Here is a 26,556-nt window from a genome sequence, read left to right as displayed (position 1 = left end):
CATCCCGCCCACTGTGTTAGATTCAAGAAGGCCCGCAAATCGCGGAGAGATGGCCGAGTGGCTGAAGGCGCACGCTTGGAAAGCGTGTATACCGCAAGGTATCCAGGGTTCGAATCCCTGTCTCTCCGCCACACCAACTCGCAAGTTGCTGACCCACTTGCAAATCTTTCAAAACAAGCTATTTGGACGATATGCATATCGCGTATATCGTGCCCATTTTGCACGCAATTCTCTTCTGTCCCCCAGATTTTACTTACAAAGGTCATTCGGCATTACAACGGATTCTCCACCGTCTCCAAGGTTCTTTCTCGGCAGCATTCGTGAAAATACCTTTGCTGCACTTCTCGCCCGCCCTTCCCTTGTCCCTCGTCCATTGCCTGGTAATGCAGTTTTGCATTACAATCAAGTTTGAAGCATGAGGATTTAGCCATGACCACTTTGACGGTAACGGCGCGGGGGCAAGTCACATTCCGTAAGGATGTGCTGCAACATCTTGGCATCGAGCCGGGAGAAAAAATCGAGTTGGACAAGCTGCCGGATGGTCGGGTGACCCTCAGGGCCGTGCGGCCTGCCGGAACGATAGACGGCTTCCTCGGCCTGCTTGCGGGCAAGACCAAGAAGATCGCGACTCTCGATGAACTCAACGAGGCGGCGGCGGCCAACTGGGCCGGGCAGGAATGAAGATCACCCCGGACACGAACATTCTTATCCGCGCTGTGGTGCGTGACGATGTGAAACAGGCCCAGGCTGCAACCAAGCTCCTCAAGGAAGCCGAGCTGATCGCCGTTTCCCTGCCATGCCTCTGCGAGTTCGTCTGGGTGCTGCGTCGGGTTTACAACTTCGGGCTGGGGGATATTTCCGCGGCCCTCGATGCGCTGCTCGATGCCAGCAATGTCGCCGTCAATCGTCCGGCTGTGGATGCCGGATTAGCGATCCTCAATGCTGGCGGAGACTTTGCGGACGGCCTGATCGCCTACGAGGGTAACTGGCTGGGCGCCGAAACCTTCGTTTCCTTCGACAAACGGGCCGTTTCACTGATCACCAAGCAGGGACAGCAGGCTAAGTTGCTGACCTAACGAAAAGTGATAACCGAAGTGGGAATCTAAGGCTCGCGAGATTGTCTCCAGTCTCCACTAATTTGGCAGGAAGCGAAGCCGGTTCCTCGGTACTGGTTTAAGTGCACCATTCGGCTAAAAAGCGAAGAGATGAACACTAGAGCGCGACGACTACGGTAGAGACTGGGAACCTTTTTTGGCCAGCATACTGATCCTCGTTGCCGTTTCGGTCGTTACCTACATCGCGTGATTATCCACAGATAAATTTCGCCAGTCTTGTCGCGAAAAGAACATCGCTTCGCCACTACAAATATAGAGCCATTTGAGGTTTCACCAAATGCCGAACGTCATGGTGAAATTTCGATTCTGCAAGGTTTGGTTAGCATACGAATGGAGACGTCTACTACGCCCACGAACACGCTTCTTTCCGTGCGCGCAGCGCAATACGTGCGCATGTCCACTGAGCACCAGCAGTATTCACCTGAAAATCAACTGGAAGTGATCCGCCAATACGCTGTCTCGCACACGATGGAAATTGGGATTCTGATCTCGCGCCGATCTGCATTGAATCGCATAGAATCCGAAATCGAAGGGACACCATATCGGACACCTTGTGATCAGGGTTTCACCGACTAGTGCCGCATAATCTCCAACAACGTGCTTCTTAGCTTGAGGTGCCGATGCCGCATGGCGCATGGCATATGGTTCGAGTCACCCTCCTCCACAAGAAGTCGCAGATTTGCAAACAATCGGTTGCACCTTATGAAGCGAGACTTGTAAGCCATGGATCTCATGGCTCTGGAACTCGAACCTACAACCATTGGGTTAACAGCTAGACATTTGTCCATTTCGTGATTGCTCATGGTTGTTCTATATCGCTCATCTTCAGTGTCTTACGCAGCTCAATTGTTACAGGAGGACTGCGGGGACTGACCACAATTAACCACTATTTTTAGCCAGTCTACCCACAAAAGTCCCCACAGCGTTTTCGCAGAAGGTCAGGCCTAAATTCAGTTCTGAGAAAAGAAGGCCGAGCCCAACCTTAAGCACGGCCGCAAGCATAATCAGGTCAACCAGCCTACCGATACTCTGCGCCAACTATCGATATCTCGCACCGCTACATCTCCATTCCCTCACCTGAACATTTGTTCAGCGTCATCCTTCGGAGCAGCTTCGGATATCTCACCCAATCCGGACACTCCTATGCGCGACGGTCATTACGGTCCCTGTAGAAAAATGCAGGATGATTACTACCGGCAGGGATGTCGCGCTATCAGGTGTGATGAGGAATCCTCACAGCGTAGGACTTCTGGCTAGCACTCCGACCGCGATTTCGAACGGATGCGGGCTACCTGAACGGCTACGACAACGGTTTACAGGGAATGGTGAAGCGATGAAGGCGACAGCACTGCTAAGGGATCTCGGCCAGAGCCTCTGGCTCGACAATATAACTCGTGACCTGCTGAACAATGGCACACTCGAACACTACATCGACGATCTTTCGATTACGGGACTGACGTCTAACCCGACGATCTTCGACCACGCTGTGAAGAATAGCGCTGCGTATGACTCGGCGATTCTTGATGGCTCGCGTCGCGGTAAAAGTGGGGAGGCGGTATTCTTCGATCTCGCTTTGAAAGACATAACGCGAGCAGCGGATCTTTTTCGACCCGCTTACGATCGCACAAATGGTGTCGATGGTTGGGTATCCTTGGAGGTTCCACCTTCTTTCGCCTATGACATGACAAAGACCCTCGCCGCGGCGAAGGATCTCTTCGCCCGCGCAGCGCGACCGAATGTCTTCATCAAGATTCCCGGCACTGTCGAAGGCCTTCCGGCAATCGAAGAGGCGATCTTTGCGGGGGTGCCCATCAATGTGACCCTACTCTTCTCGTCCGATCAATATGTTGCTGCGGCCGAAGCATACCTCCGCGGAATTGAGCGGCGAATCGCTGCAGGTCTCAAGCCGGTTGTCGAGTCGGTGGCCTCGGTGTTCATTAGCCGTTGGGACGTGGCCGTCGCGAACAAGGTACCGGAGCATCTCAGGGGACAGCTTGGAATAGCGGTTGCCGGCAAAGTATATCGGAGTTACCAGGCGCTGCTGCGCTCGCCGCGCTGGCAACGTGCCTACAACTTTGGCGCCCACGCCCAGCGACTTCTATGGGCAAGCACTGGGACAAAGGATCCGGGGCTGCCGGATACGTACTACGTAAGGGCACTGGCGGCGCCGCTTACTGTGAACACCATGCCCGAAGCAACGCTCATTGCTTTCGGGGATCATGGCGAAGTAGATCGTGCGATGTCACCAGATCAGCCCGATGTCGAAGACGTCCTGCGGCGGTTCTCAGAAGCGGGAATAGACATCGATGCATTGGGCCTCGAGCTTCAAAACGATGGCGCAAAATCGTTCGTTAAGTCCTGGATCGAATTGATGGATGTTATCAGCGCAAAGGGTGCTGAACTGGCGCGGGTCGGATAGGCAACCGGGAGAAATCAATGCATTTCAGGATACACAGGGCTTATGGGAAACCCGACGCGGGCGACGGTATTCGCATCCTCGTTGGTACCGCCCCCATCACCAGCCCATGAGCGGCGCACTCCGGCGCACTATGCACCTAGATAGAACTACAGTATTTGGACTGTGGGATGCGATGTCGCCGCGAAAGAACTTTTCGAACAAAATCGTGGAAGCTGAAGCCAATCCGGCGTCGAGCCGTCGGGTAAAGGCGCCTCCACCGGACGGAATGGATGGACGACCATGAACGAAGACCACGCTGATGAGAGCCTCTTAGTTCTTATTGGAGAATTGCTCTATAAGAACCAGTTACTTCGTGAGGCCATTGCATCGAAGGACGAGGTTATCGAACTGATCATCAACCATTTGATGATTGCGGCCACATCCGCTTGCTCGTGTGGTGTTGCCAACCAACTAACGTTTGTCCGGAATACGGTCAAAGAGCGGGATGTCGAAGTTAGCGCGCCGCAAAAGGTACTGCTTCAACGAATTCTGCAATATTATGAAGCACCCCGATCGACACGGCGCCAAATTCCCCTTGGGACGCGGCGATCAGAGCTGCAGAAAAATAGAGGTTGACCCCTATGATTTCCGCGGTTTCTGAAAAAGGATGCAGATCCTAACATAAGGGCAGTAAAGAGACAAATTACCGAGGAGACAATTCCTATGAAACTGACATGGCACGGCAACAAAGGATGGAGCGGCTACCTTGCAGGCAAGAACTCGACACAGGGAGGTGACCGATGAAGGCGATTGTGGTGACGGATCAGGCTGCGGGAACGGCCGGGATGAAGCTGGTGGAGCGGCCCGAGCCGCAGGGGGAGGGCGCGAACTACGGCGATGTCGTTGTTCAGGTTCATGCGTCGGGATTCACCGGGGATGAGCTGTCGTGGCCCTCGACCTGGATCGACCGCCTCGGCCGTGACCGGACGCCTTCGATCCCCGGCCACGAGCTGGCCGGAGTGGTCACCGCCCTCAGCTATGGAACGACGGGGCTGTCGGTGGGACAACGGGTGTTCGGCCTCACGGACTGGACTCGCGACGGCACGCTGGCGGAGTATGTAGGCGTCGAGGCACGCAATCTCGCGCCGCTGCCGGGCGACGTTGACTTCACGGTGGGCGCGGCCCTCGTGATGCCGGGCCTGACCGCGTGGCAGGGGCTGTTTGAGCACGGCCGCCTTCGTGCGGGGCAGACCGTCCTCGTGCACGGTGCGGCCGGCGTAGTCGGTTCGATGGCGAGCCAGCTTGCACGTGAGGCCGGCGCGTACGTCATCGGCACCGGGCGCGCTGGCGGCCGTCAGACGGCTCTCGACTTCGGCGCGCAGGAGTTCGTCGACCTCGATAACGACGCCCTAGAAGATGTCGGCGGGGTCGATCTGGTTTTCGATGTCCTCGGTGGCGACATCGCGAAGCGGTCCGCGGGCGTGATTCGCGCCGGAGGAACGCTGGTGACCATCACCGGCCCGACCGAGGCGCGGCCCGCTGACGGCCTGACTATCGATTTCGTGGTGGTACCCGATCGCGCCCAATTGAGTGAGGTCGTCCAGCGGGTCCGGCATGGTCGGCTGCGGACAAACATCGGTAACGTGGCTGCCCTCGACGATGCCGTCGCCGCCTTCAACCCGACCGAGCGGATCAAGGGAAAGACGATCATCCGCGTTCGTCAGTGAGGACTCGGGATTGCCCAACGCCCACGCCGTATACTTTCCATCGCTTCGCGAGTGGTGCTTGAGCATCGACGATGCTCAAGCACCACTCGTCAGAGGGCCCAGCCGAGCTTCAGCGGGCACCACCCTCATTCAGAAATCGCCAAGCGTCCGCCAATCCTATTCTTGTGTTGTGCTCCGGCGCCGCCGCTCGATAAGCTGGCGCCAATGTTGCGCGCGCGTTCATACATTCACCTAACCCCATAATGTCCTGGTTCCTTCTCGTGGATGCGTAATACATCGCTTCCTTTGCCGTGGTCGCTAGCAGCGATTATCAGGTCCCGGCCATAGTTAATTTGGATCGTCAATATTGATCCGTCCGAATCGTCTTCTGCCTGAGGCGAGAACACACCCTCTGGGACTTGACTCGTGATCGGCATATCGAGCAAGGCTTTGTGGAGACGATTCTCTGTGGCCCTGGTCGGCGAAAATACCTGAGAAGCAAAGGGTCAACCAAGCGTAGTTTGACTGTTGAAAGACGCGCCTCATTCTTCAATCAGCCCGTGGCCTACTGTTTTCTGCAGTTGCAACTTTGTATTGTTCGAGACCTAAACATTTCTATAGGGAGTCGCGTGCTATCGCGGCTTAGTCTCTTGAAGGTGCGATTCACGCGCCGAAGGAGAGTTTGGATGTCAAACACGATTACACCGACCGTTTTCTATCGCACGCTTAACGTAGAGGGGCTGGAAATATTCTATCGCGAAGCCGGTCCCCGAGATGCTCCCACCGTTCTGCTCTTGCACGGCTTTCCGTCGTCTTCTCATATGTTCCGCAATCTGATTCCCATGCTTGCGGATACATATCATGTCGTTGCCCCAGACTTCCCTGGATATGGCGAAAGCTCAGCACCGTCGGTCAACGATTTCGACTATTCCTTCGAGCGGTTCGCGACTGTGACCGAAAAGGTCACCGAAAAGCTGAATCTTTCTTCATATGCGCTATACCTCTCGGACATAGGTTCATCGGTTGGCTTCCATTTAGCTGTCATGCATCCCGAACGCGTGACCGCTATGATCGTCCAAAACGGGGACGCCCATGTTGAAGCCATAAATAAGGAGTTCTTAAAAACGGGATTACTTGACTATTGGGAAGATCCGAGCCAAAAGAACGCTCAAGTTCTACTCGACTGGCTTCTGACGATTGAAGGAACCAAGTGGCATTATCTGCATGGTGTCAGCGATCCGTCGAAGATCAGCCCTGACAATTGGGTGATCGACCAGGCTTATCAGGACCGACCGGGGAACAAGGATATTCAACTTGCAATCCTCTACAACGCAAAAAGGAATCTGGATGCGTATGCCGATTGGCAGGAGTATTTCCGTAAACAACAGCCCCCCACGCTGATCACTTGGGGCAAAAACGATGGAATCTTTACGGTTGAGGGCGCTGAGCTCTATAAAAGAGAGCTTCCCAACGCAGAACTCCATCTTCTTGACACGGGCCATTTCGCCTTGGAAGAAGAAGTCGATCGGATCGGGTCGTTGATGCATGAGTTTCTCGACCGAACCATAAACGAGAAATAAGTCCTGAAAGGGTGTGCCAAGAGATCTCTTTTGATTTCGAGTCTTCCCACCGGATATGCAATGGAAGGACCCGGCATTGAAAGTTAGATCCAACGCTGCCCTTGGTCACAGCCTGGCTCATGGAGCTGGGAGTTAACCGCACCGGTCTAGAAACAGAAGTGATCGTCAAAGAGAAATGCAAGGAGTTGATTCAATGCCAGAAAATATAGCGCCACAACAACAAAGCGCAAAACATCTCGCCGCACGAGCCGTAATGGCATATCGTGCGGGATTTCCGGTCGCGCTGCTTTCGGTTACTAATAGTAGCGAGCGCCCCAGCGGTATCGTATGCGACTGGAAGGGCCAGCGTGACTCGTTTCACAATGACGCGAAGCTGCTAGGCAGAGCCTTCGCCTTCGTCTACGTCGGATCGATCGTGGACCAGGCAATCAGTGATCCGATTTCGGATGAGTTGCGCAAAGAGCTCGTATCCGACATGTCGAGTGCGCTTGACGCGCGGCAAACTGCGGTTGATTGGGATGTCGCCAAAGCAGTGACAGACACTAATCCCTTTGCGCATGCCGGGTACAAGTTGGCCTCGCGGCTTCTGCGGACGGATCAACCGCTCATCGAATCTCTCGCTCGCGAGTTGAGGTCCCAAGGCACGATTGAAGGCGACGCTCTGAGGAAGTGGTTGGACGCCAATGCAAGCTCGCTCAATTTTGATGAATTGGAAACAAACACGACGTACTGAAAACAACATTGACCGGCTCTATCGCTCCCGGCTAGTCGAAGAGTACCGGAAGACGGTCCGCGGTCTGTACAACACATTACGGTGAAGACGGTTTAAAGAACCCGACCCCAGAGGAGTGGCCGCGGCGATTGAAGGTGTTCTGTGAAGTCGCTCGGATGCAGGCTGTGAGTCACAGTAGAGGAGCACATGCAAGCGGCTCCATGATGATTCCGATTGCCGCTCATACCACTCGGCCGGTGTCCGAGATCGTGGAGTTGAGCGATCAGGCGATCAGATCGTGTCAGCATATCTTGGGATTTGTGAACCCGCTCCTGTGTGATGTAGACATACCTCAAGCAGTCCTCCGCGCTTCGACGGAGCGAGCGAGTGCCTGGGGCGATAGCGCAAGCGTATGGACCATGTCGTTGAGGAGGGCATCACGATCCGTGACGCGATCTAAGGCGCAGATGGTTTAACGCAGGTTGCCAACATCTCCGCCGCAATTGGGAGTACGTGGACCTGGCATCCGATTGTGGAGTTCCTGTGGAATTCGTTCTTGTGATTCAAATTACATCGAAACGCGACTTTCCCGTACTGAAGTAATTTTCCCTCTTTCCTAGAGTCGGAATCATCGCTTTCGGTAAAAACCAATTGTGTTGCCCTGTACAAGCTATGAATCTGGTAAAGTTCCGTGGCTGCACTCGCTGAATGGTTGTTAGGCCTCGATGCTCAACACAATCTTTCCGCGTTTATGCGGAGCACCGGCAAGCATCTCATGAGCAACACGCGCTTTTTCCAGTGGAAGCACCGTTCCCACGTTAGTTATCATCTTTCCGCTATCGAACATTTCGGTGATCTTCTTCAATCGTGCCGTAGTCACATCTACATAAAAGTAGGCTGCACGAATACCAAGGCGTTTTTGTACTTCCTCGGAAACGGGTGAAACGACAGAGACAAGAATCCCCCCAGGCTTTAGGACTTGGAGCGACTCTTGCTGGGTGTCTCCTCCAACCGTATCAAGGACCGCATCCACTCCACTGACGTAGTCCTCAAAACGCTGTTTCTGATAGTCCACAACTTTCTCAGCGCCCAGGCCTCGAACGTAGTCCAGATCGGCAGAACTAGCGCTCGCTACAACATGAACGCCGACTTGCTTCGCCATTTGTACGGCGTACGCTCCAACATTCCCGGCGGCTCCATGGATGAGTACGGTCTGCCCAGCAGTTACACGGGCGTAGTCGAAAAGCATCTGCCAAGCTGAGACAGTCACAATTGGAGCTGAGGCTGCCTCAATGAAGTTAAGTGTGTTCGGCTTATGCGCCATCATTTTGGCGAATGGCTGAGCACATTCTGCATATGCTCCACTGAATTGCTCATTTGTCGCCCCGTATACCTCGTCTCCAACCTTAAATCCAGAAACATCTGGCCCTACCCCTTCGACAATTCCTGAAAGCTCGGCGCCCAAAACGAGAGGCAAAGGTTGGAGTTGAACCTTGCCTTCCCGGATGAGGGCGTCCCAATTACCCACGCCGGCCGCTTTTACCCGGACCAGCAGTTGCCCGGTGCTGGGTTCCGGCTGGGGCAGGTCAGTGTTTGTGATCACACTCGGTGGACCGAATTGTACGATTTGTGCTGCTTTCATATATGTTCTCCTCTGCGGTGTCCTTTCTCCGGGAGCCGGCTTCAGCGTCTCCCGGATCGCGATGGGTTATTTGCTTTCTGCTGCGAATGCCTGATCGATAGGCTCAGGTGCGGGCATTGTCTCTTTACTGAGTGAATCCCAACCGGGAAGCTCACGAGAACCAACGATCAGTCTCACTCCGTCCCGCAAGCGAATGTAGGTACGCGCCCAGGAGGCGAAAACCGAAACGCGATTTCGGAAGCCAATGAGGAAAAATATGTGGACGCCCATCCACGTCAACCACGCAAGAAGTCCGCTCCAGTTCGCTCGAAAAGGCCAGAGAATCTTAGCAACCGCTGCCTTCCGCCCGATCGTCGCAATGTCACCTTTATCGAAGTAGCGGAAGCCGGGAAAGTTCTTGACGACCTCTAGAGCTTGCACAAGGTGCTTAATTCGTCTTCCCGCGTATACACCCATCTGCATAGCGGGCTGCGCGACACCGGGGATCGCATTGCCATCTTGTTCCAGATACGCGAGATCGCCACAGACGAAGACGTTAGGCAATCCTTTAGGGTTCAAGAACTTGTCTACCGGAACCCGACCGCGCTTATCGACGTCAAGGCCGAGCATTCTTCCCAGAGGAGACCCTTGAACTCCAGCGGCCCAAAGCGTACAGGCGCTTTCAATCCTTTCGCTACCGACCATCACATAGCCAGGTCGGACATCTGTGACGTGAAAGCCGGTACGAACCTGAACGCCTAAGGCTTGGAGTTGTTGCACGGCTTTCTGGCGGAGTTCCTCTGGATACGCAGCCAAAATAGAGGTCGAACCTTCGAGGATGCAGACCTCTGTTGACGATGTGTCGATATGCCGGAAGTCTCGCAGCATGTAGAGATTCGCAATATCGGAGATCGCTCCGGCAAGCTCAACCCCCGTGGGACCGCCCCCGATGATGACAAATTTCAGCGGGGCGTGGGAGCCGGTCTCGACCATCTGCCGTTCGGCGAGTTCGTACGCGAGCAGCACCCTTCTGCGGATCTCAGTAGCGTCTTCAATGGTTTTGAGGCCGGGCGCAACGCCTGCCCACTCTTCCTTTCCGAAGTAGCTGTGTGTTGAGCCGGTGGCGATGATCAGAAAGTCGTAAGGAAGTTTGATACCAGTTTTCAAGGCCACAGTTTGAGCGACAACATCAATCTGACAAGCTTCCTCCATGAGCACTTCGACATTATTGTGATTGCTGAGGATGGAACGGATTGGCTGTGCAATATCCCCGGGACTTAACACGGCGAGCGCGACTTGGTAAAGCAACGGGTGAAATGTGTGGTGGTTATTGCGGTCGATGATCGTGACATCGACGTGGGCGCTGCCCAGGGTCTTGACGGCATTCAGCCCCGCAAAACCCGCGCCCAGGACGACCACCTTCGGACGCGATTTGGAACTTTGGGAGTCAGTCATTAGGTCGGCCTCGGAATCGACAATTCAAAATGGGTTATGCGTCAAGACTAGCTTCGACTTTATGGGGAGCAACGCCCAGTTCGACCATTGAGATCGACGGCGGTTCACCTATGGATTTCTCTAGGCTGTTCGACTGATCGAAATACGCCCTATCGGAAAAGACAGTTCGAGCTGATTGGTGCCGGATCTGACTGCGGCGACCGGGGTAAGCAAACCAAACTACAAAGCCTGACTGAATCGAAGTAGAGCCTGAAGATAACTGTAGGAATGCTTCAACTCTGCATTGTGATCTTGGGTCTTGAACGGAACCTGCCTCGGTGTTTTTCGAGTGACGATGCCGTTCAAGGAGAGAACCGTGAACAACGCGAATGCGATTCGCACCCCACAGGCGATCCCATGTCCCGAAGCGACTGACCTCGACCCCGACTACCATCCTTGTGCGAAAACGAATCGCCGAGCCGTCTTGTTGATTACGATCTTGGGTTCGTCTCTCGCGTTCATGGACGGTTCCATTGTGAACATTGCATTGCCAACGCTTCAGCGTACCTTCCATGCTGGTGCGTCATCGGTGCAGTGGGTCGTGCAAAGCTACGCACTCTTCTCTGCCGCACTTCTCCTGTTCAGTGGAGCTCTTGGCGACCAATTTGGCAGAAAGAAGATCTTCGTGCTGGGCGTGGCGTTTTTCACGGCATCTTCTCTTGGCTGTGCCGTTGTGAACTCTCTATCGTTCCTGATCGTATGGCGATCCCTGCAAGGAATAGGAGCCTCGCTTCTCATTCCGCAATCGCTCGCGATCTTATCGGCGGCCTATTCTGCCGAGGATCGTGCCGCAGCCATCGGCACTTGGTCGGCGTGGACCAGCGTCTTCGCAGCCTTGGGGCCAGTGGCCGGAGGGTGGTTGATACAGTCTCTCAATTGGCGCTGGGCATTTGCAATCAACCTGCCAGTTGCCGTTTGGATCTTCTTTCTCCTGCCGAAGCTTCGCGAGAGCGAATCAGATTTCAGCCTCGAAAGTCTAAGGAAGCTTGACCTGAGGGGGACGCTTCTCAATACGCTAGGGCTGGGAGCTGTTGTCTATTCGTTATCGTTCGCTTCGGAATACGGGTGGAACGATCTCCAAATCGGTGGAACCTTCGTATTCGGCCTGCTGCTGATCGTGGCATTTCTTGTGACCCAGTCACGGCAAGAGAACGCACTCATGCCACTCTCGCTGTTCAAGAATCAGCGGTTCCTATCGGTTAACATCCTTACGTTTCTACTCTACGGAGCGTTGGGCGTGACTTTCTATATGACTCCGTTCTTCGCAATTCAAATCAAACATCTGGATGCCGTAGCGACAGGGGCTGCATTTTTGCCAGGCATTTCGGTGATGTTTATTTTTGCGAGCCGCATCGGACGAATGAGTGCCCGCTTCGGCGAGCGGCCATTCCTGATCATTGGGGCTATTGCCTCGGCAGCGGGGATCGCGCTTTTCGCTATCTTTGCTAGGCAGCCGGGCTACGCGACTTCTCTACTGCCGGGAATGGTTGGCCTCGGTGTGGGCATCACGATCGGTCTGGCGCCGCTCACGAATGTCGTTATGACTTCGGTTCCTGACGGCAAGAGCAGTTTGGCCTCCGCTGTAAATAACTCGGTTTCAAGACTCGCGGGGCTACTAGTTTTGTCCGGACTGATTCTTGTTCTGTCTCAAGCATTTGACCATTCCTTCGCTCAAAAATTGTCGGGTTCTTCTTTGCCGTCGAGCGCCAAAGAGAGACTCTATGCGGAACGGTCTCTCATGGCCGCTGCCGAGATTCCAAACACACTCAACAGTAAGGAGAAGCAGACGGCCGCGGCGATTCTCGCAGACTCCTACACGGACGGATACGAATTGGTGATGTACTGCTGCGCTGTTGCCGCTCTGCTTTCGGCCTTGCCTGTTATTCTCTGGTGACGCGGAGCTGGAGAGAACGTGCAAGTAAGAGAAATACGGACAGAGAATCTAGGGCAAAAACGACAGCAGCTCGCGTAGGAGCATTTCTGTTTGTTCTTCGATCACCCAGTGGCGTCCGTTGGTACGGATTTATCGAGAAAGTACAGCTTCCAAAACCGACACGCCTCTCTTTATCTCACTCGCGTTACACCCTGCGAAGCCCAGCGTCAACGCCGGCTTCTGCTCGTACTTCCTGACATATTTGGACATTGGAACAACTTCCAATCCCAGCTGTTCTGCCCGTCGTGTCAACTCCATTTCGGTGACACGTGTTGTGATCCAGGCTACGGTACGCATCCCAGATTGCGCGTGCTCTACATCGAGCAAACCGGAAAGACGCCGATTCGCCTCTTCTGTAAGTAGCTGCGAACGCTCCGAGTAGACCTGCCTCATCTTTCTAACGTGGTGGCCGAAGTGACCTTCGTTGATGAATTCCGTCAGCACGGCCTGATCTAAGGTCGGAGCATGGCGATCAATGAAGCTTCGTGCGATTCTAAATGCTTCGACTAACCGTTCCGGAACAACGATGAACCCAATGCGAAGAGCGTTGAAGAGCATCTTCGTAAATGTTCCAACATAAATGACCGATCCAGATCTATCGAGGCTGTGCAGTGACGCGATCGGCTTCCCGGAATAACGATATTCCGCATCGTATTCGTCTTCGATAATCCATGCCCCCGCACGGGCGGCCCAGGAAAGAAGTTCGACTCGTCTCTCTGCTGACATAACAGATCCAAGGGGAAACTGATTGGCTGGTGTTACATACACCACACGGGCGGCGGGAGATGACTTTATCGCTCTTGCGACATCTATACCGTCCCCATCAACTGGAATGGGAATCACACTCGCGCCAGCGCTCTGAAAGGCTTGAGAAGCTCCAGGGTACCCGGGATCTTCCATCCACACCTCGTCGTCTGGATCGAGAAGCACTCGCGCCAAGAGGTCCAACGCCTGCTGCGCGCCCGATGTCACGATGATCTGTTCAGCGGAACAACGTACTCCGCGGGAATGTCCCACATATTCCGCGATGGCTCTTCGCAGCGGCGGATAACCACCTGCATCACCCTGCCCATACAAAGAACGGGGTGCTTTGCGATAAACGCGCGCCGCAATCCGCGCCCACAAGTCGACTGGAAACAGGTCGATAGCCGGCTCGTAGCCCCTAAACGCCTTACCGATGGAATGCGAAGCTGGCAAGAAAAATGTGGGCTTAAGAAGACTCTGCGTGCGCTTTGCTATCGTCGCTCTGGAGATTACCGGCCGGGAAGATCTTTGTTTAGTCGGAGAGGTCATCTCCCACCCTGGCGCCGGTACGACAAATGTTCCAGCACTCACTTCGGACGAAACGAATCCCTCAGCCTGAAGTTGCTGGAATGCTGCCACGACTGTACCCCGGGCAACGCCGTATTGTGCTGCGAGGTTTCTCGTGGACGGCAATCGTGCTCCAGATTTCAATCGGCCATCAATAATTGCGGAGCGCAGCTCAGTATAGAGCCAGCGCCACATCTCCTGGCCATCCTTCCTTGGTTCTAAGACCAGGTCTTGAAATGTCTCTATCTTCGGCATTTTCAGGCACCTATCATGGACTAGTCATCATGCTAATTATGGACCAGTCGGCTATTCCATTCCAATATAACCTAACTGTGGAAGGAGAATACGTCGTGAAGATGAGATTGGAGCCGGCGAAGGTTTCACCCGCTGCTTACCATGCGATGCTCGGATTAGAGAGCTTCGTAAGTAAGTCATCGAAGCTTGAGGTATCTCTATTGGAACTAGTCAAGATGAGAGCCTCACAGATCAATGGGTGTGCTTTCTACATTGATATGCATTCCAAAAGCGCGCGTATGAATGGTGAGACGGAGCAACGTCTCTACGCCTTGTCTGCATGGCGAGAAACGACCTTCTTTACCAACCGCGAACGCGCGGCTCTCGCATGGACGGAAGCGCTAACCCTTATCACGGAAGGCCGCGCATCGGATGACGTCTACGCCGAAGTCCGGAAGGAGTTTGGCGAAAAAGAACTGGTCAACCTCTCATTGGCGATCATCACGATCAATGGGTGGAATCGACTTGCGATAGGTTTCCGCAAGATCCCAGGTGAGTATCAGCCACACAAGATCGGTTAAGCCGGTTATCGCAGCACATCATCCCCGAAAGGAACAGAACCGATGCGTAACATGAAGAAGCTCATCCTCTCTGTATTTATCTTTACCTTCGGACTTGCCACGGCAACGCATGCCCAGCAAGTGAATACGCTCTTTACGAAACGGCTTCCGGAAGCGCCGGGTAAAGAGATTGAAGTCGTAACTGTCAATTACGCCCCAGGAGCGATCGGCGCAATCCACCGGCATGATGCGCATACGGTTGTCTATGTTCTCGAAGGGAAAGTTGAGATGCAGGTTCGCGGAGGCACGCTTCAGCGGCTCGGTCCCGGGCAGGTATTTTACGAATCACCTGAAGACGTTCATACCGTAAGCCGCAACTCTAGTAAGACAAAACCAGCGAAGTTCGTCGTTTTTTTTATCAAGAATGAAGGAGCACCGATTCTCACTCCCGTTCACTAGCTTCGGACGCGAGCATTGCATTTCCCTGATGAAACCATTTGCCTAAAGCAATATTCCTTACGTGGAGGGACGTATGAATTCAAAAGCCGCGCAACTCACAGAGAATGGGACAGAGATTGTCCGTCTGTTCGCACGGTTTGCGCTAGGAGCTTCCTTTCTATCTGCTGTGGCTGATCGTTTTGGCGTATGGGGGCCATATGGAACAAAGAACGTATCCTGGGGAGATTTCGCTCATTTCGTGGAGTACACGGGCGCGGTGACGTCTCTCTTCCCCAGTTCATTGACGGTGTCGTTTGCATGGGCAGCGACCGTCGCGGAGACACTCCTTGGGATATTGCTCATCGCAGGCTTCAAGACACGAATGACCTCCGTACCTCTCCGGCCTTCTTCTTTTGTCATTTGCTATGGGTATGGTCACAGGTCTTGGCATCAAGACGCCATTCGACTATTCGGTCTTCTCTGCGGCCGCTGCAGCATTCTTACTGGCGTTCTGGGAGCCTGACAGATTCACGTTGGACAAGCTCCCGAATCGATCGCAAAACTGCGATCCGATCACAAACAACACTAACTTCGATAGCGAGAACGCTCCGCGTAATAGAAACAGCGAATAAAAGGAGCGAGAGCTCGATCTCGAGGAGTGCCGTTTTCAGTGTGCGGTAGGGTCGTTTACCGTCGTTCGGTTGAGAGAAATATAGCTTTGTTTGATAGGAGGTGCGATATGCCACCACCGAAACCCGTACGGATATTGTTGGTCGATAACAACCCGATTTTTCGCGAAGGGTTGAGTATGATCATCCAATCGCAGCCCGATTTGTTCCTTGTCGGTCAGGCGGAGAACGCGGAGGATGCTCTTTCTCAGTTTGGTCGCATCCGGCCTCACGTGACGATTATGGATCAGAGACTTCCGGGCGCGAGCGGTACGGATGCGCTTATTGCGATCCGGAAGGAAAGCCCTCGCGCGATCGTGATGATGGTGAGTACATCGAAAAAAGATATGGACGTACGCCGCGCACTCAATGCGGGCGCTGCAGCCTATGTTTTGAAGAACACCCCAAAAGCAGAGATGCTTCGCGTGATCCGTTGGGTCTCTGAGGGCCGTAGACACATCCCTTCCGAGGTAGCGAGCACAATCGCAGAACATCTAGGACAGGAGGAGCTTTCTCCACGGGAGAGCTCGGTCCTGAGGCTGATCCGAGATGGCAATCGGAACAAACAGATCGCCGGAAGCTTAGGAATTTGCGAAACGACGGTCAATTTCCATATCAGGAACATCGTCGGAAAGCTCCAGGCAAATGACCGGGCCCACGCCGTGACCATCGGCTTTCGACGTGGCCTCTTGGAACTCGAATAGACAGCAGAACAACGCTCCTATAGAAAAATTCAGGCCTCCGGCTGTTCTGAACGTCAGCCGATTTGTCCGATTTGATGATTAGCCTACAGACACTCCGTCATGCCCGGACGCATGGCGCGAAAGAAAAACGAGAGACAGAAAGAAGGGAGAATGTTATGAGTTTTACACAAACTGTCGAAGCCTCGAAGGTCGAGGCTATACCGGCACCATTTCCAAAGACCAAAGGGAATGTTACCCTCAAAGTCTTAAATAGTGAGGAGTCCTTAGGTCCAGCAGTGGCCCTACTGAGAATGGAGCCAGGGAGCGAAATTCCAAGACACGTACACGAGCGAACAACCGAAACGTCGTACGTCCTTGACGGTGACTTCATAAACGAAGGCATCTCGCATCCGAAGGGCACGGAATTCAATATCAAGCCAAACACCATTCACGGTCCCCATACGACGAAGACAGGATGCTCCGTCCTAGTCACGTTCAGCTATCCATCTGTTGTCGATGATTTTAAATTGGCTTAACGGCTCGTCGTAGGAGTGGTATTTTCACGAGCCCGCGATCAGATCGGGAGCCGTCTGCGGGAATCGCCAGGCGGCGCCCGCCTTATTGAGAAACTTTCGGTGGAAGTTGACACTTTGGGCGCTCGGTCGCTTCCTGACGAAGGCCGCTCCCTCTCGTTAGTGATGGCGTTTGTGTTGGCGATTGGAGTGTTTCAGCGGCATCCTGTCGCAGCAACACCGAACACAGGAGCGAGGAGCGAATCCTATGAGGCCAGAAAACAGACTTTTCGACCCACTCCCAGGACGCTTCTCGCGAGAGAAGTACCTACGTTCGAAGAAAAGAGGACTATGTGATGACGATCGATGAAGCGGAAGCCTTAATCAAAACCAAGACTCGGAATAAGGTGAGAGTGCACCGTCTCGAAGAACGCGTGGGAGACTCCGTCGCCTTTCTAAGCTACTCCATCGACGACAAAAACCAGATGACGATCTGGCACACCGAGGTCCCACCATCGCTGCAACACATGGGCATTGGAGGAAAGCTCGTAGAAGAGGCTGTCCAATTGGCCTCGCGTGATTCGTCTCATCTCCGCATCGTGTGCCCGTTTGCGAAGGAACATCTAGCGCGTCATCCCGAGCTCAAGGAACGTTACGTCGTTGCTGCTCAAGCCTTGATCGCGGACAACGAATCGTTGAGCGGCGGTCAGACTATGGCCGTAGCTAGCGACCGCTGAGTGATCGTTTATTCCCTTATGGACTCACCGGAGCCTGGCTCGCAATGAAAGACGTGAGCGGACGAATCATAACAGAGCAAGACAGCAACCAATGGATTCGCATCCACTATAGAACGATTTGAAGGAACCACTCGTATGAACACAGCAGAAGCCCCCCTTTTCACTCCGCTGTTGATGCATGACGCTCCTCTGGCATCGAGGACTTTGCTGGAACAGGCTCATCGATACTACGGATTCGTGCCCAACCTAATCGCAACCATGGCTCACTCGCCTTCAGCACTAAGGGTATACCTCAATGCGGATCTCGGTTTCCAGCACGGCACCCTAACTCCCGGAGAACAGCAAATTGTTTTCTTGGCCGCTAGCAAGGAAAATGCTTGCAGGTACTGCACAACATCCCACAGCGCTGCTCGCAAGGTTCTTTGCTAACGTACCAGGCGATGCGATCGTCGCGATCGAGAATGACAGACCACTGTCCGATCCCAAACTAAATGCTTTGGTCGACCTCACAAGACAGTTGGTCTCACAGCGTGGATATGCTCCGAGGACGACGATTGACGCATTTGTCGCGGCAGGATACTCCAAAGACCAGCTGCTTGAAGTTCCCGTGGGCGTCGGACTCAAGACGATCAGCAATTACTTCGACCATGTCTCAGAGGTTGAGATTGACTCAGAGTTTCTGAGGAACTGATCGATCCGAGTGAGTACGCCCGCAGCGTCGTGGCGGAATCTTTGCCGGGCCGGCATTGAATGCCAATAACAATTTCGCTTGGGCTCGCGCCTGTGACGTTGAACCATTCATAGTCGACCTCCGCTTGCGAAGCGCCTGTCGCTTGTAAGAACGAGATTGAGGGCCGCCTTCTCTTCAGCTGATGTGGGCACCCTAAATAACCAAACGATCGATAAGCGATAGAAGGACACGGTACAGCGCGATGAGAACAATGAGCCGTACCGCATCAAGTGAACAGGTCACAAATTGAAGCCATCTCACAGGGAGATATAGGGATGAAAGCATACTAACCCTTCTCGGGCGCTTGGTTTCGTGAGGAGAACCTAGAGAGAACTACAGCGTCGTTACTGTGGCTTTTGAGGATGGAGGGGATTGCTTTTAAGCGCACAATCGCACTTGTACTAGAGTTGGTTGTTTTGTAGTCGCCAAACAAAGGCTTCCTTTACACCCAACCGGGACACCCGGTCCCACTCAAGAGCGCCGCCAAGAAAAGAGAGAAGAGGAAATTACGATGAACAACTCATCAACGATGTTTCACAGCACCAAGACTCGAAGAGTGGCACAAATTGAACGCCTTGGGTTCTTTTTTCTTCGCTTCGGCTTGGTGATTGCGATTGGCTGGATTGCGGCCATGAAAGTCACAGAATACGAAGCAAAAGGTATCGAACCACTGATTGCACACAGTCCATTGCTGAGTTGGGGATACAGCATCTGGACAGTTCACCATTTCACGGAAATCATCGGCGCAGTGGAGATGACAATCGCGATCCTCATCGCTCTTCGCCGCTGGTTTCCTAAAGCATCCGCGGTCGGGAGCGTAGGAGCAATCTTTATGTTTCTCACCACGCTGTCTTTCATCATTACGACTCCAGGTTGGGAACCGAGTCTAGGCGGCTTTCCTGCCCTGTCGGGCGATGTAGGCGAGTTCCTGATCAAAGATTTCACACTGCTCGGCGCTTCGATATGGACGCTGGCTGATTCTCTGAGCGCCGCCACATCACTGCCCAAATTTCTGCGCGATCGCGTGTAGAACATATTGTCGGTCGGCTTGCAGGACCTGGGTCTGGCAAGCGGTCTTCACTCCGCTAACGCATTACAACAACAGGAAGGATTTCATGCATTTCAAGGGAAAAGTAGCAATCGTTACTGGCGGCAGCTCTGGGATCGGGAAAGAGTCGGCTAAGCGTCTTGTCGCCCACGGCGCATCGGTCGTTCTTGGCGGGCGAGATGAGGAAAAACTTCATGCCGCCGCCAAAGAGGTCTCGGAAGACCCCGGCGCGGTCCGCGTCCTCGCTGGAGATATCGGCAAGCCTGCAACCGGAGCTGCTCTCGTAGATCTCGCCGAGAAAGAGTTTGGAGGCTTGGATGTTCTAATAAACAATGCTGGGATCTTCAAGCCGATACCGTTCTCCGAGGTTACCGAAGAGCAGTATGATGGCTTCCTCAATACGATTCTGAAGGGCAAATTCTTCATGGCACAGGCAGCCGCGAAGGCGATGAAGAAACGCGGTGGCGGCGCGATCGTTCAGACCGGTTCTCTATGGGCTCTTCAGGCCATCGGTGCAACCCCGTCCTCTGCCTATTCAGTAGCTAATGCAGGCGTTCATGCCCTCGTGCACAATCTGGCCATCGAATTGGCAGCTGACAAGATCAGGGTCAACGCGGTTGCTCCGGCGGTGGTTGAGACCCCACTCTACTCTACGTTTCTCTCGAAGGACGAGGTGCCGAAAGTTCTTCCTACTTTCAATGCCTTCCACCCATTGGGGCGTATCGGGCAACCCGGGGATGTCGCCGGCGCAATCCTCTTCCTAGCGTCCGATGAGAGTGCGTGGATTACTGGTACCATCTTGCCGGTGGATGGCGGCGTAATGGCAGGCCGCAATTAGCAGCTAGGGAGGGATGGCGCAATCATCTCGATTGCCGCCGTTCCTTTTTCAGGCTCCAGAGACGGGTTACATCTGTTTAGTAGATCAGTTTGCTGGATGCGACCATCGATCTTCAGAGCCGTCGACGAAGGGCGAGAACGTCACAATTGGAAAGTCAGGAGATGAGATATGCCAGAGTACCGCAAAAACCCAGACGCCATATCTAGTTTGTCCCCAGAACGATATCGGGTGACGCAGCGTGATGGCACTGAACGGCCATTCGAGAATGAGTATTGGGATAATAAGGAGCCTGGTATTTACGTCGACGTTGTGTCAGGAGAACCTTTATTTGCCTCCACGGATAAGTTCGAGAGTCATTCTGGATGGCCCAGCTTCACCAAACCCATCGACCCAGAGTATGTGGTGGAAAACCAGGACACCACTCACGGAATGAAGCGGACCGAGGTCCGATCCACACATGGCGATAGCCATCTTGGCCATGTTTTTGATGATGGTCCGCGCGCGATGGGCGGGCTGAGATATTGCATCAACTCGGCGTCTCTTCGGTTTATCCCACTCGATGAGCTCGAAAGCGAAGGTTACGGTCAATACAATAGGCTGTTCGAATCACAGGAAGGTGAGAAGTAATATGTGCAACTCTACGGAGAAAGCGATTCTCGCGGGCGGCTGTTTCTGGGGCATGCAGGATCTATTCCGTCGCTTCCCAGGCGTTATCTCGACCCGTGTCGGTTATACAGGCGGCAAAGTGGCCAACGCCACTTACCGAAACCATGAGGGGCATGCGGAGGCCATCGAAATCATCTTTGACCCCGATAAGCAGACCTATCGCAAAATCCTTGAATTTTTCTTCCAGATTCACGATCCAACGACGACCGACAGTCAGGGAAACGATTATGGCTCAAGCTATCGCTCAGCTATCTTCTACATCAGCGAAGCACAGAAACAGATCGCTGACAAAACGATCGCCGATATCGACGCCTCGGGAATCTGGCCAGGGAAGGTCGTAACTGAGGTTTCTCCTGCCGCCACGTTCTGGCAAGCAGAGCCGGAACACCAGGACTATCTCGAACATCATCCAAACGGATACACATGTCACTTTATCCGTCCGAAGTGGAAGCTCAACACTCTTCGCCCGACGGGATTACGTTGAGGAGGCTTGGCGAATCGTTGACCGAGCATTAACTGAGTTCACGCCGGTCTTTGCCTATGAGCCGAACACCTGGAAGCCAAAGGAGGTCCAGCATACAATCACGCCACCTGGTGGATGGGATGAGCTCGCAGAAGAAGGCGAAGAAGATTTTAGGATCGTCAAACCATCTCGCGCCTCAGCTCTGGCTTCGCAGCTTATAGAGGTCTAAATGGCGGCTTGTCCCGCAGGTAACGCTAACAGGAAGTAGCGGACTAATTATCTGCCAAGGGCCGGATGAAGAAGCCGTTCGGCTGAGGCAGGTGATTTTGACGGGACCTTCAACCAGGTTTTCGAGAGAGCGTGTTGCTCATGCCTACTGCGACAATTATCGGTTCGGGACCGAATGGACTCTCAGCCGCTATTACCCTTGCTGCGGCGGAGGTAGAAACAATCGTTTTGGAACGGAATACGCGGATTGGCGGTGGATGTTCCACTGCCGAAGCCACGCAGCCTGGTTTTCTTCATGACCTGGGCTCGTCGACATACCCCCTTGGGTGCTGCAAGTCCCTTCTACGATTCTCTTCCCCTCACCATTCCCTGGATTACATCGCAGGCAGCATTCGCGCATCCCCTCGATGACGGAACTGCAGTCATACTTGAGCACTCGATTGAAGAAACAGTCGAGACACTTGATGCATGTGACCGCAAAGCATATCGATCGCTGATAGAACCTGTCGTTTCCAACTTCGCGGCATTGACCGAAGAGATTCTCGGCCCCATCCTGCATATTCCAAGAAGTCCTTTCGTGCTTGCGCGGTTCGGCTTGTCTGCTCTATTGCCGGCGCTGTCCTTGGCCCGGTCTCACTTTGCCGGAAAGCGAGCCCAAGCGCTTTTTGCCGGTGTTTCAACCCACTCCATCCTTCCGCTTGAAACCACCGCGTCAGCTGCTGTTGGCTTGACGATGATAGCTGCAGGGCATACGAAAGGCTGGCCCATCCTGCGTGGTGGTGCACAGACTCTTACAGATGCCCTTGTCCGGCATTTGGAAAATCTCGGTGGTCGAGTTGAAAACGGTCATGACGTAACCGACCTGCCTTTGTCTGACCTCGTGCTCGCAGACATCACTCCTCGTCAGCTCCTTCGCATTGCTGGTTCCCACCTGTCCGGTGATTATCGAAATCAATTAGAGAGATTTCGTTATGGGGCTGGCGCTTTCAAGATCGACTATGCATTGAGTGCACCAATTCCTTGGACTGCCCGCGAATGCCAGCGTGCCGCTACTGTTCACATCGGAGGCTCTCTCGAAGAGATTGCCCAGGCTGAGAGAACCCTTTCCCCTAACAAACCATTCGTTCTTCTCGGCCAGCCATCACTTTTCGATTCCAGCCGGGCTCCAGCCGGCCAACATACCGCGTGGGCTTACTGCCATGTTCCTAATGGCAGCACCGAAGATTATGTCGAATCTATCGAGCGTCAGATCGTCCGCTACGCTCCCGGGTTCCGCGACTGCATTTTGTCTCGCTCCGTTTCTTCACCCAAGGCTTTGGAGAGTTGGAATCCGAACTTGGTGGGGGGCGACATTCTGGGCGGAGCGATGAACGTTCGCCAACTACTCTTTCGTCCTACATGTTCGCTGTATCGCACTTCGCGTTCCGGTCTCTACTTATGCGGAGCATCTACTCCCCCGGGAGGCGGAGTTCATGGGATGTGTGGATTTCACGCGGCTAAGATGGCCCTCGCAGATTTGGGTCTTTGAAGGTTCATTGTCCATCACAAGTTCTATCGCTCTTGCGGGTTCAGGTACGCACATAGGGCTTACGTCCCCCATCATCCACTAGCAACTGCTCATCCGAAGGGCAGCTATTCCCCGAAAAGAGGAAGAGATATGCAAACCGTGCGTGGAAGCACGACCGCCAGGATTGTGGGTGAAGTCGTCGTCCTTGCGTTTATGGGCCTCGTAGCTTTTGTGGCTTCTAAGACGGGTCTGGCGGTGATTCTGTTCCCTGAACTTGTAGCCCTGTCGCACGACGTTATCAACCGACCCCAAGGAAAGTGGGCAAGTCAGCCGCTACGGCTGATTGTCACGCCTACGGTCACCGCAGCGTTGGGTCTCTTTCTCACTCGCCACCTGAGCTACAACGTTCTCAGCATCGCTCTCATTGTTGCGCTGAGTCTGGTGTTCATCAGGCTGACAAAATCTGCCATCGGGCCGGCTATCTCCGCAGGTGTACTTCCTCTCGTCCTGGGCGAACGAAGCTGGTACTACCCTCTCGCCATCTTCGCTGATGTCAGCTTGTTGGTCGTGATCCTGATGCTCTGGAATCGATACGGGCTCTGCTGCATTGATCCACCTAAGAAGGTGATGAAGCACAATGAAATTGTGGAGGCCCACCAAGCTATTCCACTCAACCGATTCTGGCCGGTGGGGTTGATGACTTTTGTTATCCTGGTCGGCGCTGCCGCTCAGTTCACAGACCTTCGCTTCCTTCTTTTCCCACCCGTTATCGTAATGGCCTATGAGATTGTCGGACATCCAACAGCGCCCGACTGGGTTCGCAGACCCGTACTGTTCCCTTTCGTCTGCCTGCTGACCTCAACCATAGGTCGTCTGACGTACGATCTGGTTCAAGGGACCGTCCTCGCCGTGATGGTGACGGTTCTCTGTTCAATCATCATTCTTCGCCGCTTCGAGGTACACATGCCGCCGGCGCTTGCGGTGGGCTTGTTGCCGTTCGTCATCAAAATGCCAAATTATAAATTTCCGATCTCGGTGTTCCTTGGAACGATTGCATTGGTACTGTGCTGTTTCGGCTATAGGCGCATTCTTCAGATGTTGAAAAACACTTGAAGCCCTCGCTGTCGCCGCGACGAAGCAAGCCTCCGACATTGAGACCACTGGGATCTTTGCCAAACCACGTAGCTTCGGAAGAATGGGCTCGCTGAAGGAAGCAGCGATAAAGGCGTCTGAGTTCGCCTCCTCTGACGCCAGTACAGCTCGAATAAAGGCTGGATCGACGACGCTCTGATAGACGACGGGTGAGCCGATGATCTCGGAGGCGGGTAGATGATTCCGAGGATCGCCAACTCGGCCATGGAGAAGGACCGCGGTCCCTGAACTGGCAATTTTTCGGAAGTGTGCTGCCAGTGCATTTGCGTAATTAGGGTGTTAGGCGAAGTCCAGCGTCGATTGATACTAAATCTTCATTTTGGGTGCTCCACGGGGTAAGTCCATCAGCAGGAAACGTGCTCGATTGAGGAGTTCAGCACGCTAGTCGTCGTGGTTCCAGCCGCCATTGTCAATACCTTCCGTGGGGGCATCCTGGCTGTCATTGACGAGGGTGTCAATCGTGTCGTTTTCTAGTTCGATTATCTCTTCGCGAGCGTCTGCATCGCTGTAACCGTCGCTACGAAATCCTTCCTCTTCTACCAATTCATCTTCAGAACGTTCGCTGTCATTGCTTACCCGTCCGTAACCGGCTTCGCGGGCTATGATCGCTTCGATTTCCCTATCCATTAGCTTCACCTCTTAATTTCAGCTTCGATTGGTCGGTCTTTATCGCATATTAGCAACTACTCAAGCTTCAGAGCCCGGTACAAAAATTATTCATTCAGATGCCTCGTCACACTATCGTCCCACAACATTCGCTTCCTGTAGCTACAGGCGGCACGGCATTCCAAAAGAGCGTATGGGAAGCTCTCCGAACCATCCCTGCAGGAGCAACAACCAGCTATGGAATCCTGTCGAAAAAACTTGCCTTCCCTCAGCTTTTCGCGCTGTCGGACTCTCCAATGGAGCTAATGCTGATCAGCATCGTCGTTCCCTACCACCGTGTAATAGGGAGCAACGGATCGCTCACTGGATACGGCGGAGGCCTGCATCGAAAGTCATGGCTACTCAAGCACGAAGAGAAATATGCCAAGTCCCCCAATTCTTCTTGGCCGGATCCTTCGGCGGCATGGGCGATGCATAAGCTACCGTTTGCAGATCCGGACCACGTCATCGAATCGACAGTCACTAGCTAATTCTTCGAAGCCATTGCCTGCGTTTAGACGGCTCCTATGTACTCGCCTCTCGCCGGATAATCAGTGCTGATGATGAAGTCGAGCGCCTGCACCATCTCCTGGAAGTTGGGCCGAACGAAAGGCATGGACTGGACTGAGATGTAGTAGATCGACTGATCCGGCCTTAAAAGAAATACACCAGGTTCTGAAAACAGTGGTGGTTCGACGATCCCGATGGAGCTCTCTCCCCGCGATGCTGAGATATAGAGACCCCACTTACGAGCCTCAGGCAACTCAAGACCGTATCCAATCCTCAGGTTTACGGCACCGATCTTTTGAGACATTTGTCGCGCACGCTCCTCTGTATCCGAACTGATCGCGACGGTGGTTACGCCTCGCTCTCCGAAAGCCGGCGTCAGGCGATCTAGTTCCCTAAGGTAATTCGAACAGACAGGACAATGCAGGCCACGATAAAAGCAGACGAGGGAGAAGCGAGCGGGCCTCTCCAGACTCAAATCATAGGGCGTTCCTGAGAGGGTCTCAACTACAAGGGCAGGAGCAATGTCACGGGGAATAAGCATCGTCTAATCCTCTTCGGGCGTTGGTCTATGCGTGGCAGAAAGCTGGAATCATCAGATTCTCAAACCAGGAAGAAACAAGTTTCCTGGTGACTGAGGGTTCATGATCTTGGGCTATACGTATGATCGTGGAAACTGTGACAGAAGACCCTGTTCATTTCTATTGGTTCAGTGCTGCACAAACCTATAGAGTGAGTTCGGGCAGCCGTCCCTCGCCACTGCCCATGTGAGTAACACAATGACGGGCCTTCCCACGGGTGCAGAACCTCGTGAGCAGCTTTGGAGCCTCTGGCAACACTGGATGAACTGGGCGGTGTCCTATCCCGAGAAGCGGCGAGCGCTGGCACAGCTCAACTACTCTTTCCCTTTGACGACAGTTATTTCTCCCTACGAACGACATCTACCGCCATCAACTGCTGACGACATCTTTGTGGAGTTCGGGTGAACCGGCTGGAGGCGGAGGGCGAAGCCCGGAGCCGGAAGCCGGTTCACCCGAAGGGTGCTCGGGGATGGGTTGGTCGCCTGTCTG

Annotated in this window: 29 protein-coding genes and 1 tRNA gene; 25 read left to right on the top strand and 5 right to left on the bottom strand. The window is 53.8% G+C overall.

All coding sequences use genetic code 11. From position 1 onward, the window contains the following. The first annotated feature begins 43 nt into the window (after nt 1-43). The 8 genes from Q363_RS08005 to Q363_RS07970 all read left to right on the top strand — a co-directional run bounded on the left by Q363_RS08005 (nt 44) and on the right by Q363_RS07970 (nt 7,532). A tRNA-Ser gene (locus tag Q363_RS08005) sits at nt 44-131 on the top strand. Between the two features lie 298 nt (nt 132-429). Further along, entirely contained in the window at nt 430-681 is a 252-nt protein-coding gene (locus tag Q363_RS08000; protein ID WP_035349228.1) for an AbrB/MazE/SpoVT family DNA-binding domain-containing protein, read from the top strand. Continuing rightward, nucleotides 678-1,076, top strand: a complete 399-nt coding sequence (locus Q363_RS07995) for a type II toxin-antitoxin system VapC family toxin (RefSeq protein WP_035349227.1) — start codon at nt 678-680, stop codon at nt 1,074-1,076. Before Q363_RS08000 ends, Q363_RS07995 begins: the two co-directional genes overlap by 4 nt. 1,372 nt (nt 1,077-2,448) lie before the next feature. Then, on the top strand, nt 2,449-3,534 hold the full coding sequence (gene tal / locus Q363_RS07990; RefSeq protein ID WP_035349226.1) for a transaldolase: 1,086 nt from the start codon (nt 2,449-2,451) through the stop codon (nt 3,532-3,534). Nucleotides 3,535-3,813: 279 nt separating this feature from the next. Beyond that, nucleotides 3,814-4,149: a hypothetical protein gene (locus Q363_RS07985; RefSeq protein ID WP_035349225.1), complete on the top strand. Its 336-nt coding sequence runs from the start codon at nt 3,814-3,816 to the stop codon at nt 4,147-4,149. 164 nt (nt 4,150-4,313) lie between these two features. Continuing rightward, nucleotides 4,314-5,240 (top strand): NADP-dependent oxidoreductase, encoded by a 927-nt coding sequence (locus tag Q363_RS07980; protein ID WP_035349223.1) that lies wholly within the window; start codon nt 4,314-4,316, stop codon nt 5,238-5,240. 665 nt (nt 5,241-5,905) lie between these two features. Next, entirely contained in the window at nt 5,906-6,799 is an 894-nt protein-coding gene (locus Q363_RS07975; RefSeq protein ID WP_035349222.1) for an alpha/beta fold hydrolase, read from the top strand. Between the two features lie 253 nt (nt 6,800-7,052). Then, nucleotides 7,053-7,532, top strand: coding sequence for a hypothetical protein (locus tag Q363_RS07970; RefSeq protein WP_035349220.1), 480 nt, complete (start codon nt 7,053-7,055; stop codon nt 7,530-7,532). Between the two features lie 694 nt (nt 7,533-8,226). Here Q363_RS07970 and Q363_RS07960 read toward each other — a convergent pair. Together Q363_RS07960 and Q363_RS07955 are read right to left on the bottom strand one after the other, a co-directional pair. Beyond that, nucleotides 8,227-9,153, bottom strand: a complete 927-nt coding sequence (locus tag Q363_RS07960) for an NADP-dependent oxidoreductase (RefSeq protein ID WP_035349217.1) — start codon at nt 9,151-9,153, stop codon at nt 8,227-8,229. A 66-nt stretch (nt 9,154-9,219) separates the two neighbouring features. Further along, nucleotides 9,220-10,587 carry an NAD(P)/FAD-dependent oxidoreductase gene (locus Q363_RS07955; protein WP_035349216.1) on the bottom strand — a complete coding sequence of 456 codons (1,368 nt, stop codon included), beginning with the start codon at nt 10,585-10,587 and terminating at the stop codon, nt 9,220-9,222. 355 nt (nt 10,588-10,942) lie between these two features. Here Q363_RS07955 and Q363_RS07950 point away from each other — a divergent pair, with 355 nt between their 5' ends. After that, nucleotides 10,943-12,520: an MFS transporter gene (locus tag Q363_RS07950; RefSeq protein ID WP_169746949.1), complete on the top strand. Its 1,578-nt coding sequence runs from the start codon at nt 10,943-10,945 to the stop codon at nt 12,518-12,520. Nucleotides 12,521-12,649: 129 nt separating this feature from the next. On the opposite strand, the gene pdxR is transcribed toward Q363_RS07950, so the two are convergent. Then, complete coding sequence (pdxR, locus tag Q363_RS07945; RefSeq protein ID WP_035349215.1) at nt 12,650-14,125, bottom strand: MocR-like pyridoxine biosynthesis transcription factor PdxR; 1,476 nt, start codon at nt 14,123-14,125, stop codon at nt 12,650-12,652. A 29-nt stretch (nt 14,126-14,154) separates the two neighbouring features. Between pdxR and Q363_RS07940 the strand changes: the two genes are divergently transcribed. The 15 genes from Q363_RS07940 to Q363_RS07880 all read left to right on the top strand — a co-directional run bounded on the left by Q363_RS07940 (nt 14,155) and on the right by Q363_RS07880 (nt 24,295). Next, nucleotides 14,155-14,685: a carboxymuconolactone decarboxylase family protein gene (locus tag Q363_RS07940; protein ID WP_245632104.1), complete on the top strand. Its 531-nt coding sequence runs from the start codon at nt 14,155-14,157 to the stop codon at nt 14,683-14,685. A gap of 51 nt (nt 14,686-14,736) precedes the next feature. After that, nucleotides 14,737-15,123 (top strand): cupin domain-containing protein, encoded by a 387-nt coding sequence (locus Q363_RS07935; protein ID WP_035349319.1) that lies wholly within the window; start codon nt 14,737-14,739, stop codon nt 15,121-15,123. Between the two features lie 73 nt (nt 15,124-15,196). Beyond that, nucleotides 15,197-15,625 (top strand): DoxX family membrane protein, encoded by a 429-nt coding sequence (locus tag Q363_RS07930; protein ID WP_245632103.1) that lies wholly within the window; start codon nt 15,197-15,199, stop codon nt 15,623-15,625. A gap of 246 nt (nt 15,626-15,871) precedes the next feature. Continuing rightward, on the top strand, nt 15,872-16,474 hold the full coding sequence (locus Q363_RS07925) for a response regulator transcription factor (RefSeq protein WP_245632102.1): 603 nt from the start codon (nt 15,872-15,874) through the stop codon (nt 16,472-16,474). A gap of 155 nt (nt 16,475-16,629) precedes the next feature. Further along, nucleotides 16,630-16,989 (top strand): cupin domain-containing protein, encoded by a 360-nt coding sequence (locus tag Q363_RS07920; protein WP_035349210.1) that lies wholly within the window; start codon nt 16,630-16,632, stop codon nt 16,987-16,989. 332 nt (nt 16,990-17,321) lie between these two features. Then, a complete protein-coding gene (locus tag Q363_RS07915; protein ID WP_035349208.1) occupies nt 17,322-17,702 on the top strand; it encodes a GNAT family N-acetyltransferase in 381 nt (126 codons plus the stop codon). 346 nt (nt 17,703-18,048) lie between these two features. Continuing rightward, nucleotides 18,049-18,393 carry a carboxymuconolactone decarboxylase family protein gene (locus Q363_RS37905; RefSeq protein ID WP_157466623.1) on the top strand — a complete coding sequence of 115 codons (345 nt, stop codon included), beginning with the start codon at nt 18,049-18,051 and terminating at the stop codon, nt 18,391-18,393. Between the two features lie 550 nt (nt 18,394-18,943). Beyond that, complete coding sequence (locus tag Q363_RS07905; RefSeq protein ID WP_084080137.1) at nt 18,944-19,462, top strand: YkgB family protein; 519 nt, start codon at nt 18,944-18,946, stop codon at nt 19,460-19,462. 85 nt (nt 19,463-19,547) lie between these two features. Beyond that, complete coding sequence (locus Q363_RS07900; protein WP_035349207.1) at nt 19,548-20,318, top strand: SDR family NAD(P)-dependent oxidoreductase; 771 nt, start codon at nt 19,548-19,550, stop codon at nt 20,316-20,318. A 168-nt stretch (nt 20,319-20,486) separates the two neighbouring features. Continuing rightward, on the top strand, nt 20,487-20,945 hold the full coding sequence (gene msrB / locus Q363_RS07895) for a peptide-methionine (R)-S-oxide reductase MsrB (RefSeq protein ID WP_035349206.1): 459 nt from the start codon (nt 20,487-20,489) through the stop codon (nt 20,943-20,945). Nucleotide 20,946: 1 nt separating this feature from the next. Further along, nucleotides 20,947-21,468 carry a peptide-methionine (S)-S-oxide reductase MsrA gene (gene msrA / locus Q363_RS07890; protein WP_035349204.1) on the top strand — a complete coding sequence of 174 codons (522 nt, stop codon included), beginning with the start codon at nt 20,947-20,949 and terminating at the stop codon, nt 21,466-21,468. Continuing rightward, nucleotides 21,380-21,676: a hypothetical protein gene (locus tag Q363_RS40275; RefSeq protein ID WP_157466641.1), complete on the top strand. Its 297-nt coding sequence runs from the start codon at nt 21,380-21,382 to the stop codon at nt 21,674-21,676. Before msrA ends, Q363_RS40275 begins: the two co-directional genes overlap by 89 nt. A gap of 140 nt (nt 21,677-21,816) precedes the next feature. Further along, nucleotides 21,817-22,086, top strand: coding sequence for an FAD-dependent oxidoreductase (locus Q363_RS43830; RefSeq protein ID WP_245632101.1), 270 nt, complete (start codon nt 21,817-21,819; stop codon nt 22,084-22,086). 115 nt (nt 22,087-22,201) lie between these two features. Then, nucleotides 22,202-23,203, top strand: coding sequence for a phytoene desaturase family protein (locus tag Q363_RS37900; RefSeq protein WP_245632100.1), 1,002 nt, complete (start codon nt 22,202-22,204; stop codon nt 23,201-23,203). A 129-nt stretch (nt 23,204-23,332) separates the two neighbouring features. Further along, nucleotides 23,333-24,295, top strand: a complete 963-nt coding sequence (locus tag Q363_RS07880) for an HPP family protein (RefSeq protein WP_051978537.1) — start codon at nt 23,333-23,335, stop codon at nt 24,293-24,295. A 420-nt stretch (nt 24,296-24,715) separates the two neighbouring features. Here Q363_RS07880 and Q363_RS07875 read toward each other — a convergent pair whose 3' ends face one another. Continuing rightward, the gene (locus Q363_RS07875) at nt 24,716-24,961 is read right to left on the bottom strand and encodes a hypothetical protein (protein ID WP_035349202.1); all 246 of its coding nucleotides are present in this window, start codon (nt 24,959-24,961) and stop codon (nt 24,716-24,718) included. A gap of 98 nt (nt 24,962-25,059) precedes the next feature. Here Q363_RS07875 and Q363_RS46145 point away from each other — a divergent pair, with 98 nt between their 5' ends. Next, nucleotides 25,060-25,470: a methylated-DNA--[protein]-cysteine S-methyltransferase gene (locus tag Q363_RS46145; protein ID WP_084080136.1), complete on the top strand. Its 411-nt coding sequence runs from the start codon at nt 25,060-25,062 to the stop codon at nt 25,468-25,470. 23 nt (nt 25,471-25,493) lie between these two features. Here the strand turns inward: Q363_RS46145 and Q363_RS07865 are convergent, their stop codons facing one another. Then, nucleotides 25,494-26,030, bottom strand: a complete 537-nt coding sequence (locus Q363_RS07865) for a peroxiredoxin-like family protein (RefSeq protein WP_035349201.1) — start codon at nt 26,028-26,030, stop codon at nt 25,494-25,496. Nucleotides 26,031-26,556 lie beyond the last annotated feature (526 nt).

Source organism: Edaphobacter aggregans DSM 19364 (assembly GCF_000745965.1).
GTDB classification, from domain to species: domain Bacteria; phylum Acidobacteriota; class Terriglobia; order Terriglobales; family Acidobacteriaceae; genus Edaphobacter; species Edaphobacter aggregans.
The sequence above is the reverse complement of the archived record's forward strand: the minus strand, read 5'-3'. Positions and strand labels throughout refer to the sequence as shown.

What these genes read in the sequence shown, in the direction of transcription:
- Q363_RS07940 (WP_245632104.1), top strand. Translation starts at nt 14,155, where the DNA reads ATGCTAATTATGGACCAGTCGGCTATTCCATTCCAATATAACCTAACT.
- Q363_RS07970 (WP_035349220.1), top strand. Translation starts at nt 7,053, where the DNA reads ATGGCATATCGTGCGGGATTTCCGGTCGCGCTGCTTTCGGTTACTAAT.
- Q363_RS07980 (WP_035349223.1), top strand. Translation starts at nt 4,314, where the DNA reads ATGAAGGCGATTGTGGTGACGGATCAGGCTGCGGGAACGGCCGGGATG.
- Q363_RS43830 (WP_245632101.1), top strand. Translation starts at nt 21,817, where the DNA reads ATGCCTACTGCGACAATTATCGGTTCGGGACCGAATGGACTCTCAGCC.
- Q363_RS07920 (WP_035349210.1), top strand. Translation starts at nt 16,630, where the DNA reads ATGAGTTTTACACAAACTGTCGAAGCCTCGAAGGTCGAGGCTATACCG.
- Q363_RS07915 (WP_035349208.1), top strand. Translation starts at nt 17,322, where the DNA reads ATGACGATCGATGAAGCGGAAGCCTTAATCAAAACCAAGACTCGGAAT.
- Q363_RS46145 (WP_084080136.1), top strand. Translation starts at nt 25,060, where the DNA reads ATGCCTCGTCACACTATCGTCCCACAACATTCGCTTCCTGTAGCTACA.
- Q363_RS07880 (WP_051978537.1), top strand. Translation starts at nt 23,333, where the DNA reads ATGCAAACCGTGCGTGGAAGCACGACCGCCAGGATTGTGGGTGAAGTC.
- Q363_RS07930 (WP_245632103.1), top strand. Translation starts at nt 15,197, where the DNA reads ATGAATTCAAAAGCCGCGCAACTCACAGAGAATGGGACAGAGATTGTC.
- Q363_RS07875 (WP_035349202.1), bottom strand. Translation starts at nt 24,961, where the DNA reads ATGGATAGGGAAATCGAAGCGATCATAGCCCGCGAAGCCGGTTACGGA.
- Q363_RS07985 (WP_035349225.1), top strand. Translation starts at nt 3,814, where the DNA reads ATGAACGAAGACCACGCTGATGAGAGCCTCTTAGTTCTTATTGGAGAA.
- Q363_RS07955 (WP_035349216.1), bottom strand. Translation starts at nt 10,587, where the DNA reads ATGACTGACTCCCAAAGTTCCAAATCGCGTCCGAAGGTGGTCGTCCTG.
- Q363_RS08000 (WP_035349228.1), top strand. Translation starts at nt 430, where the DNA reads ATGACCACTTTGACGGTAACGGCGCGGGGGCAAGTCACATTCCGTAAG.
- msrA (WP_035349204.1), top strand. Translation starts at nt 20,947, where the DNA reads ATGTGCAACTCTACGGAGAAAGCGATTCTCGCGGGCGGCTGTTTCTGG.
- tal (WP_035349226.1), top strand. Translation starts at nt 2,449, where the DNA reads ATGAAGGCGACAGCACTGCTAAGGGATCTCGGCCAGAGCCTCTGGCTC.
- Q363_RS07905 (WP_084080137.1), top strand. Translation starts at nt 18,944, where the DNA reads ATGAACAACTCATCAACGATGTTTCACAGCACCAAGACTCGAAGAGTG.
- Q363_RS07975 (WP_035349222.1), top strand. Translation starts at nt 5,906, where the DNA reads ATGTCAAACACGATTACACCGACCGTTTTCTATCGCACGCTTAACGTA.
- Q363_RS07900 (WP_035349207.1), top strand. Translation starts at nt 19,548, where the DNA reads ATGCATTTCAAGGGAAAAGTAGCAATCGTTACTGGCGGCAGCTCTGGG.
- Q363_RS07960 (WP_035349217.1), bottom strand. Translation starts at nt 9,153, where the DNA reads ATGAAAGCAGCACAAATCGTACAATTCGGTCCACCGAGTGTGATCACA.
- pdxR (WP_035349215.1), bottom strand. Translation starts at nt 14,125, where the DNA reads ATGCCGAAGATAGAGACATTTCAAGACCTGGTCTTAGAACCAAGGAAG.
- Q363_RS07995 (WP_035349227.1), top strand. Translation starts at nt 678, where the DNA reads ATGAAGATCACCCCGGACACGAACATTCTTATCCGCGCTGTGGTGCGT.
- Q363_RS07865 (WP_035349201.1), bottom strand. Translation starts at nt 26,030, where the DNA reads ATGCTTATTCCCCGTGACATTGCTCCTGCCCTTGTAGTTGAGACCCTC.
- Q363_RS07935 (WP_035349319.1), top strand. Translation starts at nt 14,737, where the DNA reads ATGAAGAAGCTCATCCTCTCTGTATTTATCTTTACCTTCGGACTTGCC.
- msrB (WP_035349206.1), top strand. Translation starts at nt 20,487, where the DNA reads ATGCCAGAGTACCGCAAAAACCCAGACGCCATATCTAGTTTGTCCCCA.